Annotated in this window: 9 protein-coding genes and 3 pseudogenes; 6 read left to right on the top strand and 6 right to left on the bottom strand. The window is 41.0% G+C overall.

All coding sequences use genetic code 11. The annotated features are described in order from the left end of the window. Nucleotides 1-125: 125 nt before the first annotated feature. From F0228_RS25080 to F0228_RS25065, 4 genes are read left to right on the top strand one after another with little or no spacing between them, the layout of a single operon-like run. Nucleotides 126-1,184 (top strand): cupin domain-containing protein, encoded by a 1,059-nt coding sequence (locus F0228_RS25080; protein ID WP_216619396.1) that lies wholly within the window; start codon nt 126-128, stop codon nt 1,182-1,184. 25 nt (nt 1,185-1,209) lie between these two features. Continuing rightward, nucleotides 1,210-2,163 carry a malate dehydrogenase gene (locus F0228_RS25075; protein WP_171763012.1) on the top strand — a complete coding sequence of 318 codons (954 nt, stop codon included), beginning with the start codon at nt 1,210-1,212 and terminating at the stop codon, nt 2,161-2,163. Next, a complete protein-coding gene (locus tag F0228_RS25070; RefSeq protein WP_171763011.1) occupies nt 2,163-4,400 on the top strand; it encodes a hypothetical protein in 2,238 nt (745 codons plus the stop codon). The genes F0228_RS25075 and F0228_RS25070 overlap by 1 nt, the downstream gene beginning before the upstream one ends. A gap of 28 nt (nt 4,401-4,428) precedes the next feature. Further along, nucleotides 4,429-5,628 (top strand): MFS transporter, encoded by a 1,200-nt coding sequence (locus F0228_RS25065; RefSeq protein ID WP_171763010.1) that lies wholly within the window; start codon nt 4,429-4,431, stop codon nt 5,626-5,628. 96 nt (nt 5,629-5,724) lie between these two features. On the opposite strand, the pseudogene F0228_RS25060 reads toward F0228_RS25065, so the two are convergent. The 3 genes and pseudogenes from F0228_RS25060 to F0228_RS25050 form a co-directional block, all read right to left on the bottom strand. Beyond that, nucleotides 5,725-5,991: pseudogene (locus F0228_RS25060) on the bottom strand (transposase); the annotation flags it as partial. Between the two features lie 34 nt (nt 5,992-6,025). Continuing rightward, nucleotides 6,026-6,742 (bottom strand): annotated as a pseudogene (locus tag F0228_RS25055) (Tn3 family transposase); the annotation flags it as partial. 13 nt (nt 6,743-6,755) lie between these two features. Continuing rightward, nucleotides 6,756-9,785 carry a Tn3 family transposase gene (locus tag F0228_RS25050; protein ID WP_171763009.1) on the bottom strand — a complete coding sequence of 1,010 codons (3,030 nt, stop codon included), beginning with the start codon at nt 9,783-9,785 and terminating at the stop codon, nt 6,756-6,758. A gap of 153 nt (nt 9,786-9,938) precedes the next feature. On the opposite strand from F0228_RS25050, the gene F0228_RS25045 reads away from it, so the two are divergent. Then, nucleotides 9,939-10,553 (top strand): recombinase family protein, encoded by a 615-nt coding sequence (locus F0228_RS25045; protein ID WP_171763008.1) that lies wholly within the window; start codon nt 9,939-9,941, stop codon nt 10,551-10,553. Between the two features lie 44 nt (nt 10,554-10,597). Here F0228_RS25045 and F0228_RS25040 read toward each other — a convergent pair. Then, nucleotides 10,598-11,521, bottom strand: a pseudogene (locus tag F0228_RS25040) (MOSC domain-containing protein); the annotation flags it as partial. 108 nt (nt 11,522-11,629) lie between these two features. Beyond that, on the bottom strand, nt 11,630-12,397 hold the full coding sequence (locus F0228_RS25035) for a carbohydrate deacetylase (protein WP_171763007.1): 768 nt from the start codon (nt 12,395-12,397) through the stop codon (nt 11,630-11,632). A 198-nt stretch (nt 12,398-12,595) separates the two neighbouring features. Here F0228_RS25035 and F0228_RS25030 point away from each other — a divergent pair, with 198 nt between their 5' ends. Then, nucleotides 12,596-13,495 (top strand): LysR substrate-binding domain-containing protein, encoded by a 900-nt coding sequence (locus tag F0228_RS25030; protein WP_171763006.1) that lies wholly within the window; start codon nt 12,596-12,598, stop codon nt 13,493-13,495. An 824-nt stretch (nt 13,496-14,319) separates the two neighbouring features. Here the strand turns inward: F0228_RS25030 and F0228_RS25025 are convergent. Next, nucleotides 14,320-15,159 (bottom strand): hypothetical protein, encoded by an 840-nt coding sequence (locus tag F0228_RS25025; RefSeq protein WP_102482224.1) that lies wholly within the window; start codon nt 15,157-15,159, stop codon nt 14,320-14,322. Nucleotides 15,160-15,699: the final 540 nt, after the last annotated feature.

The raw sequence follows: 15,699 nt of genomic DNA, 5'->3' as shown, positions 1-15,699 counted from the left end.
AAACAAACAAGTTATGCATTTATTTTTATAGCCTACTGTTGCATTATGTTTTTTTCATGCTATGTTCCTCGCCTATTTATTGTAACGAAATGTTTCGTTACATTTTTAATGGGAGATAAAGTTACATGATTGAAGACACCTGCAAACCTACTTTTACTCAATATCACCGAGTAGATATGGAGACTATTAAAAGTATTGTAGAAAGCGGTATTGAAAAGAATTTAGGCGAGGTGAAAAACTTCCGAGCTAATGAAGAAATTAATCGTTTTATTCCTGAGCAAGCACGCCTAGCTGTAAGTTGGGTTCGACTGGCTAAAGGTGAAAAACTGGATCTACACGTCCATCCAATTTCTTCGTTGTATATTATTTGCGAAGGCGAAGCAATATTACTTGGGAATGGTATTGACCGCCTGGCAGTTCCTGGCGATGTAATCTGCATACCACCCGGTGCAGATCACGGTTTTATTGGTGTAGGAGAAAATGGTTATTGGGGACTCTCTATACAGTTTGAAGAGCGTGGACTTTATGAAGACCCAGACATGCCTCTTGTTAATTTCAAAAAAGACCCATATGCGTACTACCATCTAATAAAAGAGCGTAATAACCAGTACATCGAACGCTATAAAGACAACAAAATATTTCAAACGTTTTCTAAAGACAAAATATTTTCTCATTCAAAAAAAGCTTTGTTTTTAGATTACCTTCAAGTTTTGTCCGACCAATTCCAAAAAATGGTTTTATTACGTAGCGCATTATGTGAAGACGATAGTTTCTCAAAATTCTTTAGTGAACACCTCAAAGAGGAATTTGGTCATGATGAATTACTGAAAAATAGCCGTGAAAACTTTCAGAAACGGGAAGACCCAATTTTTGAAGCATTATGCATATGGTTCAATCATCAGATGCTCACCTTGGATAATTTAGAGAAAGCTATTTTGGTACATTTTGTCATAGAAGGTTCGGCGTTCATCTTTTATAACAATATCAAACACGTTTTTGACCCTAGCAAATATAACCACTTTGATGATCATTCCGAATTTGATGGTGATCACCAAGAAGTCGATAAAATGTTCTTCAAAGATATGACTGAAGAGCAGTTTAATCGCACTCTAGCCTTACTTGATAAAAGTTGGAATATCGTTGAACAACAGTACGAGAGATTTGCTGAACTTATTGAAGAGTAAATAAAACAGGCCATCTGGAGAGATTATGAAAATTATTTTTTTAGGATTTGGAGGTATTGGACAAGAGGCACTAAATGCACTGTTGAACGTATCCGAGTTACGAAACAACGTTAATGAAATAGTTATTTTTTGCCGGAATGTCGAAAAATCACAAGCCATTTACGAAGATATTCTAGATGGCCTTTTAGTACGACATATCTTCGAAAACCACACTAAGGTACGCTTACCTAAAACTTTTATTACCGATAATTATTGCCATCTTGACGGGGCTGATGTAATCCTTTGTTGTTATGGTGTTCCGTCAACTTTTCCGATGAGTGATCGTCAAACCCTACTTGAAGAACATGTACATCTTAGCGCTAAAATTTTCAACCAAATTAAACCGCTCATTACCCCAGGGTGTCACATTATAAATGCAGTTAACCCTGTGGATAGTATTAGTTATTACATAGAAAAAGTATTGCTTGATTCTAACTGTAAAGTCATTGGTATAGGCGCTATACACAATACAGCTAGGCTTTTGAAAAACATATGTCGCGTTTCTAAATTAGACCCGCAATGTATTAACACAAGTAGCTTGCAAGTTTGCGGAGAGCACGGCAATGGATTGGTGCCATTGCTCAGTTTAGTCAAGACTAACAAAGGGCCTTTGAATCAATTACTTTCAGCACAAGAGTTAGAAGAAGTTATCAATGATACTTGTAATCAGGGCTTGAGCATATACCATAAAATGAAGCGCCCTCCTAAATATGGCCCGACTGCTTCTATTCTAATTGTTCTTATGCGATTGGTTCAAAAAGATAAAGCACCTTTCTGTGGTTCGATTTGGCTCCCAAAATTAGGAGTATTTATGTCTTGGCCTCTGATACTAAAGAATGGCGTATTTGAACCTTTATCTGTGTCAACTAGCCAATATGAACAGCAACAAATTAACCTCTCAGCAAATAAATTAAGACAAATTATCAAAGGTTTTCACTAATGACAAGCCAACAAAATATACAGAATTTTCGCGATCTGTATATGCCATTACATCCCGAGTACCGCTCAATATCACCATTGTATGGTGTATTATGGTGCAACAATGAAGTTGCTGAAAAATATTACCGATTTCTCGGAGAGGACCACCCGTTAGGGCAACTTTCTCGATCTTTATTTTACCGAACTGACTTAGTTGAGTTCGACGTAAGTAATGACGTCAAAAATCCATTTACTTGGTTCTCACCCACCACTATTGCTCATGTGATGGTGTTTATGACCAGACATAATTTCACTGATACTGATACTGATACTGACACGCTCTATCAATATATTAGAGATGAGACAGATTTTCACAACTCTATTGAGAAACAGCATCTACTTTCGTCACAGATACGTCAGTTATGCAACATCGTACAACAGCAATTCGAAAATACAAAAATACAGTTAGCTACAGAGGAAAGCGAATTACTTGCTTGTGAAACGATTTTAAAAGACCAGAAAAAAAGGTTAAACCAAGTATTGCAAAAGGCAGAAAATAGTGTCGAACATAAAAACTTAAATATTCAACAATCGCGCGCTGCATTAACTAAGCTAAAAGGGAGAAAAAAAGAACTGATAAAAGGGAAAAGTGGGGAAAGAAAGTTACAGCTGATTAATATTAACAATGAAATTAAAATCCTGGAAAAAAACCTGAATGTAGATCTAACTGAGGCGGTACATAAAGCTGGATTAACCTCATCCATGCAAGAAGCTCAAGTTAACATTGAAAATGCTAACCTTCGTAAGGATGAAGCAACTTTACGTGCAAGTAAATTAGTAGATAGTTTTACTGAAAACACTTTAAACAAACTGAACCGAGAGGGATTTGAGGCAGACTTCATTACGCAACATCTACCTTTTAATAAGTTTCACCGTTATTTACCGCGACGTGTTCAAGATTATGTCAACATCCATTGTGCCGAGAGGGACGGCTTGCTATCCGAATTATATAACCTGTGCCGCCAACTAATCTCAGGAATGCAAACTGCCGAAAATAATCACGATGTATTTCATCTACTCAATACCTCTCTATGGCTTAAATGTAAAGGTGATTTCGAAAATCTAATAGTATATATGAGCCAACTGCGCATATTGCATCCTGCTCTGTTCAACGAAAAATTTATTGATGATACGTATTTCCCTGATCTTTGTTGCGAGTATTACGACCGTGAGGTACATAATCGCTACTTTCCACCACTATGTATAACTAAGAGTTGTCGACCAGCTCCGGAGTCCAAAGTATCATTCTCTGATTGTGGAGAGAGCTCGCTTCGAAATTTTATCAATATTTTAGTTAAAAACCAGTCCACTTCTTCATTTGATGCCGAAATACTCAAAAAAAGCGGATTAGTTATAGATCCAAGCGTCATTGAATTTTACGAACAAAACCCGAATCTAGAAAGGATAAGAAATCAGGATGTGCATAGCCAATGGGCAGAAATAACTTCATCACTAAATAAGTGCGACAGTAATATAAAATATCTAACCCCGAAAAAAGGCGCTTATTGCGAGTTGGCTGCAGGCGGGAAAAACATGCAACGTATGTTAAAAGCATTATTGGGTGAAGAAGATTTAACTTCTATCTGCAAAAAAATATCTTCTGTTTCAGGCACGGAAATTTATTGCGATCTTAGTGACTTCCACCCCGATCGACACGACCTAGAAGATTTTAGTAACTTTATTCGTCTTGAGTTTGAGGGAAAATACGTTTTTTTCTGGTACTTCCTCAAGCAACATTTCCGTTGCTCAACGACAGACCTTTTCAACGAAGAAGAGAACTACATACTTCAAACACTGACAAAGTTGAATAATGACCTGAAGCAGCAACGCTTGGACCGAGATCAACATCGTGCACTTCTCAGCTTCCACTTAAAAGAAAAACCTGTACCGAAGGTTAAAGCAATGTTTGATGAGCTGGGCATGTCTTTAGTGGGGGATGAGATGACATTTTTAATGCTGAGTAAGTTGAATTCGATTGACTCAATGTTCGATTTTTGCATGAACGTTTTAATCATTCCTAGACTTAAGCATAGTAGTCAAGTATTAGCAACCGTCACTTCGATTATTAAAAGTATTAGTCCTCACCCAGTAATCTATGACCAACGTAAAAATCTTATTGAAAGAATACGAGATATAGAGATAGAACCCTTATTGCCTATCGTAAATCAATGGGAAAAAGAGAGTTTGGAAAAAGCGTAAAATTAAATATTTAGGAGACATTACTTTCATGTTCAAAATCACCCAAAATTTCCCCAAAGAAATATTAGTAGTCTTTATAGGCACTTTTTTGACAAGAGCCTGCTTTTTCATGATTTGGCCATTCATAACTATTATTATGAGAAATAACTACTCTATGACACCAATAGAGATAGGTATTATGATGAGTATAGCGTTAACCATATCTATTGCTTTTGGCTATCTTTTTGGTGGTGCTTCGGATAAATATGGCCGTAAGTCCATCATGATTTTAGGTATTATAGCTGCTGTGATTTCTTTTACTATACTAGCGGTAGCTAATTCACCTACTTGGTATTTTATTGGTATTTTGTTGAATGGCATATCTCGTTCATTAATTGAACCAGCTAGCAAATCTGTGATTGGAGATATTCTGCATAACCAACAAGAACGAGAGCGTTCGTTGAACATTCGGTATTTTCTTATGAACGTTGGGGCTGCAGTTGGCCCACTTGTTGGTGTATTTTTCGGCTTAGCTGCACAGAAAAGTACTTTTTTTATAACTGGATTATCATTCTTGTTATATTTAATTCTAGTGCTTATCGTCTTCAGGTATGGAAAATATAAAGAAACACGCAACCTCAACTTTTCATTCACTGGCTCCTTGAAGGTTATCTGGAATGATCAACCGTTCAAGATTCTAGTCGTCGCCAATATTTTAGTTATGTTAATATATGGCCAAATAGATGTAACGCTACCTCAATATCTTTTGATAAGCAAAGTACACAACCCCGAATACCTTCTAAGTGTAATGATCTTCATCAACGCAGCCACCGTGATAACATTGCATTACTTCACCGTACGCTTTACTCGCCATATATCATTGGAATTGAAAACTAAATTGGGCGTGTTTTTTTTAGCGCTTTCGCAAATTGCTTTCTTACTTGTATCAAGCGAAAGTTGGGTGTTGTGGTTGGTAGCCATGTTTCTACTTAGCCTAGGAGAAGTTATCCTGTTTCCTACGCTCAATATCCAAATTGATCGAATGGCTCCGCCCCACCTAAAAGGAGCCTATTTCGGTGCTGCTACATTCTATGAATTTGGTTTAGCATTAGCACCATTTGTTGGCGGCTTGTTATTAAAACAAAGTGGTAATATCTTGTACGCTACAATGTTTTTTTTATGTATAGGTGTTCTCCTTCTTTATACAATTTCAGATAGAATATCAACAAGAAGAGAAATTACAGCATAAACGAGTAGCGCAGATCCAAAAGCATGTACAACAGAGAGACTTGTTGGATTTTACAGACATACTAGGGCGTGTTGATCTTTGCTGTACATTTCGTATTCAACAATACATCGGTAGCCACATTAACATGAATGCCAGCGATAACATGCTGGCATAATTCTTTTCTAGCTTGTCATATCTACTTGAAATAGCTCGATAATGCTTAATTATCCCAAAGGCATTTTCGACCAAGTGACGATATTTGTATAGACACCAATCCATACTGTCTTTGTCTATATCTTGCCCGTAATTGCGTTTAGCAATTACCGTTTCTCCGCCGCGTTCCTGGACAAAAGTACGGAAAGGTTCGCTGTCATATCCTTTATCAGGGATTTGAAGTCCAATGGAACGAAAACGTACGCTAAGGCCAATCATCAAAATCTGAAGGATTTTTCAGTAGCCTTAGCTGCCCCTTTATCACTTGATCTGCTAACGTAAATGAGTGGTGCCCAAGCATATTAACGTATTTGTAACCAAGTGGTGACAACCGAGCCTCATCTTCTTCTTTTATCTCAGTATCTTGTTCTCGCAGATGATCCAGTGAAGCCTGCATATATATTGTATTCCAGAGCACGAGAGCATTAGTGACAAGACCTAGGGCACCAAGCTGGTCTTCCTGTCTTTCTCGATACCGTTTTCTGATTTAACCTCGTTGACCATGACAGATGGCACGAGCCACAGCATGACGGCCTTCTCCCCGGTTCAATTGGGTTAAAATCCGACGACGATAATCTTCATCATCAACATAGTTCAATAGGTACAACGTCTTATTAATACGACCAGCTTCAATGATGGCCAGTGCCAGGCTTGAAGGACGCTCACTTTTTAGCAAAGTGCGGATTAGTTCAGAGGCATGTACGGTGCCGAGCTTAAGTGAACTGGCAATGCGCATCATGTCATCCCAGTGCTGCTCGATCTTATATGTATTAATGCAGCTACGTGCCAGCTCATTTAATACTCCGTAATTGGCAGCTTTGTCTACTCGCCAGAATACGGATTCCCCAGCATCTGCCAAACGTGGTGAAAACTGGTATCCAAGTAGCCAGAACAGACCAAATAGGGGTTCTACGCCGGAACCCCAGATTTTTCCGTTATTCCAGTTTCAAACTAGCAATTAACTCATCCAAATCAATAATTTCATTACTGTTTTGGAAGGTATAGTGTCCGTTCAATAAAATGTGTTGCCAGGCCACCGGTGATATCCGAGTTAGAGCATCAATGCCTTTAGTATTGCCTTCCGCTTCTAGTCGTTCTAGTAATCGTGACAGAATCGCTGAGTTGTAGTAGATGATTGCGTTGGAAATTAACCGACCACATTGGTTGCTGATTTCCGTTTCAATGTCATTTTTTCCTGTTAATTCCTTCTTTCCACCAACTTTGGCTATTGCAGCACGTAACTGGTGGTAGGATTCAACCCTGTTCTGGGAGCGCCGTATATTACGCTCTAACTGCGGGTCACGCAGGTACTTCAACGTGTAAATACTGCGCACCAATCGGTCATATTCGAACAGAGCTTGTCTTGTCGGATTGGTTGTTGAATATGTGCACAATTTGCGGACTAACGTCCCTTGCGTCATTTCTTTCAACCCCAGCGTGGCGACAATGCGATCAAGGTTGTTTTTTTCACGACTGATAAGGTCAAGATCAATCCGTCCTGCTGGTTGAATTAGACAATTTTTATAGGCCGATGGAGCTCTGGCGCAATACAACTCCTGTAGTTGCTTGTTCAGATTTGTAAAATGAGGTTCAAAGCGCAAACCAAACCAGTGCAAGATCGCAAAGTTGGCTTTGTTTAAGCTGTGCATGTCACCAGTGATGGCTGTAGGTTTTACCTCAGAAGTGTTTCTATACCAGATGTCAAAGACATGATGGGCTTCATAGTCGTTTGTACCAATTAGGTAGCCGTTAATCGGAATGTGATTACACACCATTGTGTAGGCCACCATACCCTTACCTCGACCAAAATATTTACGCGAATGTCGCGCCTTTACTGTTGGTCGTTCAACACCATACTTTTGTCCGTCAACAGCACCATAAAGTGTTTCGGGATCAAATGAATAGTATGGAAAAATCGGCAGTGCCTCTATCGCGTTGGTAATACAGTCATTGGCTGTAGCAAGTGACGCAAAGCGGAGATATTGTTCGTATGTGCTTTCTAATACATGGAATGGAATATCGCTGGTTCGAGCCATCACATGATTACCATGATTCATTGCTTGAGCAACGATAACCGCCATCAAACTATCAACATCAGCATTCTTTTTAGCATAACGGGGTTGTAGTGGTTTCATGGTTTGAAGAAAATTGCACTGCTCGTTAACAAAGTGGAAAACGTCAGCCACATCACAAAATGGTAGTTGTTCATAGAATCGCGTCTCCTTTGCTTTATTACGATTGACAACGGGTTTATGCCAGGTCAGTTTCTGCGTTTCTTTATCGTACATCACATGCTTCAACTTCCCCTGTTTCAGCTCGCGGTTGAATGCTTTCCATTGTCGATGCAGTTCAGATTCCAACTTCTTTAGTTGTGTTTTGATCGGCTTGTGCAAAAATGGGATATTCATTTCAGCCAGCACCGTCGCCTTTTTTCCTTCTGGTACCAGTTCATCAGAAAGATGACGATGACGGAGGCTGTTGTTAAGGTGGAATTCACCTGCCTGAAAGCGTTTTCTAATCTGTCGGTAGAGCCAGAACTCATAGCGCCCAGCATTCAGTCCAATGACCTCTCCACTCTCGTCAAACTCCAGCAAATACGGGCGTAATCGTTTGGGTAACGTTCCCTTGGGGCATTCTATTAGGGGTCGCTGCGAAAGCGTCTGCTTTTTACCAAACACCACTTTAAGCCAGTTCATAGCTTCAACCCACGGACTAGCGCTGACTGTGCTGTTGAGGTCGAGCGACAGAAATAATGGTCGAAGGTGACGCCGGATTAATGCGGTCATACCATCGACAGCTTGCCACTGTAATGCCAGTTTGCTGACAGGTTTTACGCTCATGCGCTGAGCGGTAGTTTGCAGTGTATCCCGTGGCATAATCTTCCAAGCTCTACGGCGGACTTCGCCAAAAGTGGTAAAGTCTGAGACACTATCATCAACATAAAGAGACAGTAGTCGTCCAATCTTGGGCGTTTCACGCCGGTGTTTTTCTTGAACGTCAACCAGAAGCTGCTTAGCTACACGGCGACTCTCATCCTCGAGTTTTTTCAAATGGAAAAACATGGCTTCCACCAAGTTATCGCTGAACTGACGATAACGAACCCATGCATAGCACAGCAGATAAAGACGCGCCTGCTCGGGTTTCAGTTGACGCAGATCGTAAACGGTATAGAAATTTGCCAGACTCGCGTAGTACAGTAGGTTTTGCTGAGAAATATTCAGTGTAGGTAAAATATTGCAGGCTTTATGGTGCAGTGGCTCTAAAATGGTTCGTTTTTCTCTTTCTTGGGCCATCTGTCGCCATCCGAAGTCACGCGCATCCTGTCTGAGAATAGCAAGGCGAGAAAGGGTTTCATCGCGTTCAATCAGTTTGTTCAAATGATCAATGGTTGCGTCATCAAGTTGTTCCGTTAAAACACGTCCCAACCTCTGCCTTTCATCAGAAAGCACCTTGCTGACCAGCTCTTGGAGTGTGGTATAGCCGGGGCGGATAATTTTGTTCTCATTGAGCCAGATAATCAGTTCAGTGGCAACAAATCCAGGAGCGATATCGCGGTGGACAATATAGACTGCTTGCTGCTCAATCAGCGAAGACAATGCTGATGACCACGGACGATAATTATACAGTTTGCAGATTTTTTCTCGTTGAATATAACGTTCATATTTAGAGGGCGATTGTTCTGGAAGTGACTCACCAGGGAAATAGCGACTCAGGATAAAGTTGCAGTCGTCCAGAACATCGTTCCACTCGAAACGAAAAAACAGACTTTTAGCTTTAAAATAAGCAATCTGGAGAATACAACAAAGCTGTGCATGAAGTCCTTTTCGGCCATTGGCTAACGCTAACTCAGATTCATCCAAAGTCAGAAACTCCAACCTCTGCACATCATCGAAATCAGGAATACCATACAGCGCTTCCTGCTCGGCCTCTGAAAGAATACTTAAGAGTTTATTTTTGCTGGCCATTCTAGAACCTTATAAATTATAGGTGTCACATTATCCTAAGATACAGCCTTTACTTGTCATAGTTTAAATGACGGGTAATGTGACTACTATTGACAGTATCATGTACCAAAATCACAATGTCACATAATCGAACGTATATGTGACAGGTGTGAAATGCTAATTGGTTATATGCGAGTATCAAAAGCCGATGGTTCTCAAATAAATGATTTGCAGCGTGACTCGTTAATTGCTGCAGGTGTTGATATCACCTATCTTTATGAGGATCGAGCATCTGGCAAGCGAGATGACCGTCCTGGACTCATTTCCTGTTTAAAAGCTCTCCGACCAGGCGATACTCTGATTGTATGGAAACTAGATCGACTTGGTCGTGACCTTCGTCATCTCATAAATACGGTGCATGATCTGACTGGGCGTGGGATAGGTTTGAAGGTATTGACTGGTCACGGTGCGACCATTGATACCACAACAGCAGCCGGTAAGCTTGTTTTTGGTATCTTTGCAGCATTGGCTGAGTTTGAACGTGAATTGATTGCCGAGCGAACAATTGCTGGATTAGCTTCAGCAAGAGCGCGCGGGAGAAAAGGTGGACGACCTTACAAAATGACCCCAGTAAAATTGCGAATGGCAATGGCATCTATGGGTCGACCAGAAACAAAAGTTAGTACCTTATGTAAAGAGTTAGGTATAACGCGACAAACGTTATACCGTCATGTTTCCCCTGACGGTCAGCTACGAGCGGACGGGATAAAGTTACTCAATCGAGAATAATCTCACAATCGGAAAAATCTGGGGTTCCGGCGTAGAACCCCAAACCAGAATGTCTCGAAATTTCTTGCCACTGGCTCTCTTTCAACACAAATCAACTCTTGTTTTTTTGCGTCGAAATCTTCGTAAAATTCTCGTGGCTTATACTCAAGCACTTCGATAGCATCATTGATTGAGATAACACCTTCGTTTTTTGCGACAAGGTTTTGTCCGAAAAATATTTTGCCTTGCTCGTTGGCTCTAAAACGCGAAAAGGTCGTTAGTGGCTCTTTACTGGTCCTAAACTCCCCATTTTCCATGTCAAGTGTCGTTAATATGCATCGCTCACAAGGCTCTACTATTTCCAATTCGACATCACCTATCTTGATACGCTTCCATGAGTCTTCGATAAAGGGGTCGTCTGCTTGAACCACAAGGTTGGTACGAAACTGTTCCATTGTATGAACTTCGCTGCTACGTCGATTCAGCTCTTTTAACGAACTTGAGCTAATAAGTAACAGGGGAAAACCATCGGCAAAGCTCACATTGTGACCAATACTTTCTCTTACACGATTAGATTGCTCCCCAGTAAACAGTAGCTCGACTCGTTTTCCAATCACTTGACTAAACCAATTATTCGCTTCGTCGGTTGTCGTATAGGCGGAAAATCTGTCTCTCCAAACACTGGCATCTGTAGTCTGCATTTTGAAGGTAGAGTAGTATAATTTAAGAGTCTCCATCCCTGGGTAAGAAAAAATGACACCGGTTGGTAGTAAAATGGAACTCACCTTCACCATATTTGGATACTGGCGCGCCGTCACCATGGTTGGGTATTTAGCTGAGGCGGAGATATCATCACCAGTTAACGCCAACATGAAGCGGCGATCAAAAGCAAGGCCTTGCTTTTCGACCCACGCAGAAGAGAGAGAAAGTCCGCCAATGGATTTGACTGGATAGATATTGATCTGGGAAAGTACGGTAGGATTTACCACAATGTCACCCTTTATTATTGTGTTGATTTATTGAACCGAAAAGAACGGTTTTAACGACCTAACAATGCAGATGATTTATCTTGCGACCACAAAGATTGCCTCGCGGGCTTAAGCATGAATCGCATCGAAACCAACGCATTCAATGTTATTTTTTTTTAACCAGAAAGCAAAATCATCGTTGGTTAAAATCTTCCACTCTTCAACACGAGCATGAGCATAACTAGAGATTCCCTCTAGCTCTTCACTTAGCGTCCTTGCTGGGTGGCACATTAACTCAATAGTACCGTTAGGCATGCTGTCTTGATAAGCTAGCAGCATTGCTTTGAGATATTCAATATTGACACCTTCAGCATGAAAGCCCATATCAAACGCATCTGGGGTAGGTACCGACAGTAAGTTTTGACCTCGTATAAAGCTATCAATACGCCTCACTGGAAGACCTATTTCATTCGCTGCCTGCGTGAAACCTATTTTAAGAGGACGGTAGGCACCAGCAAAGTGGTGGCTATCGATATGATTGATATTAAATCCTGCGTCCAAAGCTGCTTGATATTGCGTCATACACTCTTTAAATACTTCATCAGCAGAGACATTAGATTTGTTAAATAGAATCTTTCTATCAAAAAAATGGCCATTCTCGTCGACCAGTGTTGGAATTAATTTAGGATCCGATATTGATCTGCCTGATGTCACTGTAAAATGCAGCCCAACTTCATGAATAAGACCATGTTGATAGAGTTGTGACGCGTGAGAAACTCCTGGTTGGTTCATCATTATAGTCGTCGATTTTACCGTTCCGGCACGAAAACAATCGGCGATACCCAAGTTTACTGATTCCGTAAGCCCGAAATCATCAGCATTTAATATAAGTTTCATCGTATCTATTCCAAGTTACGTTTCATCGGCTTTTATAACGGCTCTATCATATTTTGAGACTCACACACGACAGCTTTGCCTTTTTGATTTAGTCACAATTAACATCTTCCCCACACATCGCTATGTAAGGTAATTTATAGTGACTTACACGCTCAAACAAACGAATAAAACCCCATCACTAATTAACAGGAGTAATGCATGAGCTTAGCAATCAACCAACAACTACTTTCATTGCTTCATACTTTCAGCGTTGCAGCGCGTCACTTGAGTTTTACTAAAGCTGCAGAGGAACTATTTCTCACTCAAGGTGGAGTCAGCCAACGAATTAAAAGGCTTGAAATGCAACTTCAATTTAGTTTATTTATTAGAAAAACCAGAAAACTAGAACTCACACCTGAAGGACAAAGAATTCTTAGTGTCCTTAATACATCATTTGAATCCATATTTTCTACCCTCTCTGACATTCAAACAGGAGAGCTTACTGGTAGCTTGTATATAGCAACATCACCTTATGTCGCCTCTGCTTGGCTGATTCCGAGACTCCCCTCACTTCGTCAGCAATACCCAAGCTTGAGCATCAAGTTGCAAACCAAACAAAATCAATCTGATTTTCAATTTGAGCCGTACGATGTTGCAATTTTTTATAATAAAAGACGGTACCCAAATCACTACAGTGAGCGATTGTTTTCTGGAAAGAGAACGCCAGTGTGCAGTGTTGACTACGCCGCCCAGAATGGTCTTGATGACGGAATAAATGCTCTATCAGACGTTAATTTTATCCATAGAGGTGATACCAGTGCATGGCGGTATTGGTTAGATGAGATGAATGTAGACATTGACTGCGAAAAACGATGTGATTTCTATAGTGATAACAGGCTGGCGATGGAAGCTGCGGAATTATCGCTTGGTGTGTTTATTGCTCGATTAGAATTTGCGCTACCTTTAATTCAATCGGGGAAGTTAGTCGCGCCCTTTCCTTATATTGAATCAGAAAAGGGCTACGATTTGGTTTGTCCTAAAGGAATGGAAACAAGAGCAAAATTCCAAGCGTTTTCTCACTGGGTACATTCTGAGATAGGCAACAGAGCCTCCTTCTAATGATTATGGTCACCAATGTTTTTGTAAGCTCTATTCACAAATCAACCTTCAAGATCTTCGCAGAGAATTAATAAGTTACCTTGTCACCTCCAGTGCTATGAGTCGCTGTGCGACGAATACCAGAACGCGCTCACGCAGTGAGTAAGATAAGGACTTATCCTCCAGATTAAGTTTAATGAATTGATCATACCTACGGCACGAAAATTGCCCTTCGCCTTGCTAGAATGCGCGAGCGAAGCGAGTAAGACGTACGTTGTTGGCTGATGTAACTCGTGGTTATTGTGGTGGTTCCACGAAATCTTACGTGTATGCCAAGAGTTTCCTGTCGAATGACAAAAGAAAGATCCAGCGCAGCCAGCGATGGCGTTGTTCTTTTTTAGTTTATTAATGTTTAATGCTGGCTGTGGGTATCATGGAGCGAAGCGACCGTTGTTGTAGGATCGATCAAGTTAGACTTGGGGATGTGACTGACGCGCTATCGCTTGTCGGCTTCACACCGGCTCTACATACAAGTATGTAGCAGCCAGCGTGAACCTTAATTTTCTATCTAATGTTTACTTAAATATTTATTTATATACGAAGTTTAACTACGGAGTACACATAACCGCAGTCCATTTTTTAGTGCTATCTTTGTGCTCTTTTCTTACACGCTTTTATTGCACTCCCTTTAGAAATTGACATAAAAAAGCGACTCAGAACAATCAGGAGGGGAAGGGGATCAGGGTTAAACTCTGGTAAATACGAAGAATATTGGTGGATATTCAACCAAAAATAGGCTGCAGACGTGCAAAATCCTCCGCCGTTAAGCGGATACTTCTCTATAGCTAGTGTGGGGAAGGGGAGTAGTGAGGCGTTGCTGTGAACAGGTTAGCCACGTTCTTAGCAAAATCATTACAGCGCGTTGCGTTGTAGATCTCCTGAATGCCAGAAGCAATGGTGCGGAAGTTTAGCCAGTCAAAACGCAAGCCTTTCTTTTCCATGCGTTTGCGAGAGGCGATAATCAACTCACAAATATTAGGATAGCGCACCACTTTAATGTCTCTAAAGAAAGCTTCGGTGAATTGCTTGTAAGCCGCTGCGCTGCGCACTGTACCTTCGGCATCATCGACGCACACATTAATGCGCTCACTGTACAAGTAAGTCGCACGTTGCAAGTATCGAATCACCTTAGCGAACGACTTCGGTGAGATATACTCGCCCCAACGTAGCGCGTAGTCTTCCTGGAGCTGGTCATAGCTGATGGTTTTCAAACCGGCTTCGGTCGGCACACCGATACGGCCACCAATCAAATCCGTATTCGGTAAGATACAAGCTAAGACTTTGGCGATCAGCGTTCGGCACTGGATGTTATTGATCGCCGCACCGCCCCAAGCGAATAGGGCAGGGAAGCGCTGTGGGTTATTGATAAACTCTTGGCACGCTTTCAAGATAAAAGCGTACTCGTGGGGAAGATTGACCACCTCACCACTACGAAGCAGACGTTGAGCCTTAAAACCGATCGCGTAATCGTCCTGGTCAAGTTCAACCTCGTGTTGAGCTGACTTAGGATTGAGCACTTCATGGTGCATCTCAATGAGTTCACGCTTACGCGCTTTACGCATCAAACGATACGCTTTGTCGTATTGGGATTTGGCTAACGCTGGTGCGAGGTTATCTGCAAACATGAGACTCGCCCTCTAAGCCATAACCGAGCCAGATCAAAGTGTGAGGATCTGATTCTAATGCGGTTATTGCTGAGGTCTGGAGTCTGATGGTCGCTTGCCATAAGCAAGACACAATGGGATTATTCATGTTTTGATTCCACAAGGTTTTTAGGGTTGTTTGGATTGGTGGTCCAAACAATGAGCTTTCAATTTACACAAGATCGCCAGAAAGATCAAATGCTTAAATTTCAGGCACAAAAAAGCCGTTCACTTGTGGGAGAACGGCTGCTTTGCGAATGCTATATAGTCGAAGTACCACCTCCAACACACTCTCAATTCTTAAAAAATACACTACATAGAAAACTATGTAGTAGCGTGCTATGTAATGCACTTTTCACTCTAAGAATCTGCACTAATTATAGCGCACTTACTTTATGGGGCTCAAGCCTTAAATCACACTTTCACAAAATCGCTTTACATAATGGACATTATACGCAGTTATATCAATAACTTACATGTCTTCATTATAATCTGTGATATCTAATCACATATTATACTTTA

The organism is Vibrio sp. 99K-1 (genome assembly GCF_013114585.1).
GTDB classification, from domain to species: Bacteria; Pseudomonadota; Gammaproteobacteria; order Enterobacterales; family Vibrionaceae; genus Vibrio; species Vibrio chagasii_B.
This window is presented reverse-complemented; position numbering and strand designations above follow the sequence as displayed.

What these genes read in the sequence shown, in the direction of transcription:
- F0228_RS25025 (WP_102482224.1), bottom strand. Translation starts at nt 15,159, where the DNA reads ATGTTTGCAGATAACCTCGCACCAGCGTTAGCCAAATCCCAATACGAC.
- F0228_RS25080 (WP_216619396.1), top strand. Translation starts at nt 126, where the DNA reads ATGATTGAAGACACCTGCAAACCTACTTTTACTCAATATCACCGAGTA.
- F0228_RS25035 (WP_171763007.1), bottom strand. Translation starts at nt 12,397, where the DNA reads ATGAAACTTATATTAAATGCTGATGATTTCGGGCTTACGGAATCAGTA.
- F0228_RS25070 (WP_171763011.1), top strand. Translation starts at nt 2,163, where the DNA reads ATGACAAGCCAACAAAATATACAGAATTTTCGCGATCTGTATATGCCA.
- F0228_RS25030 (WP_171763006.1), top strand. Translation starts at nt 12,596, where the DNA reads ATGAGCTTAGCAATCAACCAACAACTACTTTCATTGCTTCATACTTTC.
- F0228_RS25050 (WP_171763009.1), bottom strand. Translation starts at nt 9,785, where the DNA reads ATGGCCAGCAAAAATAAACTCTTAAGTATTCTTTCAGAGGCCGAGCAG.
- F0228_RS25075 (WP_171763012.1), top strand. Translation starts at nt 1,210, where the DNA reads ATGAAAATTATTTTTTTAGGATTTGGAGGTATTGGACAAGAGGCACTA.
- F0228_RS25065 (WP_171763010.1), top strand. Translation starts at nt 4,429, where the DNA reads ATGTTCAAAATCACCCAAAATTTCCCCAAAGAAATATTAGTAGTCTTT.
- F0228_RS25045 (WP_171763008.1), top strand. Translation starts at nt 9,939, where the DNA reads ATGCTAATTGGTTATATGCGAGTATCAAAAGCCGATGGTTCTCAAATA.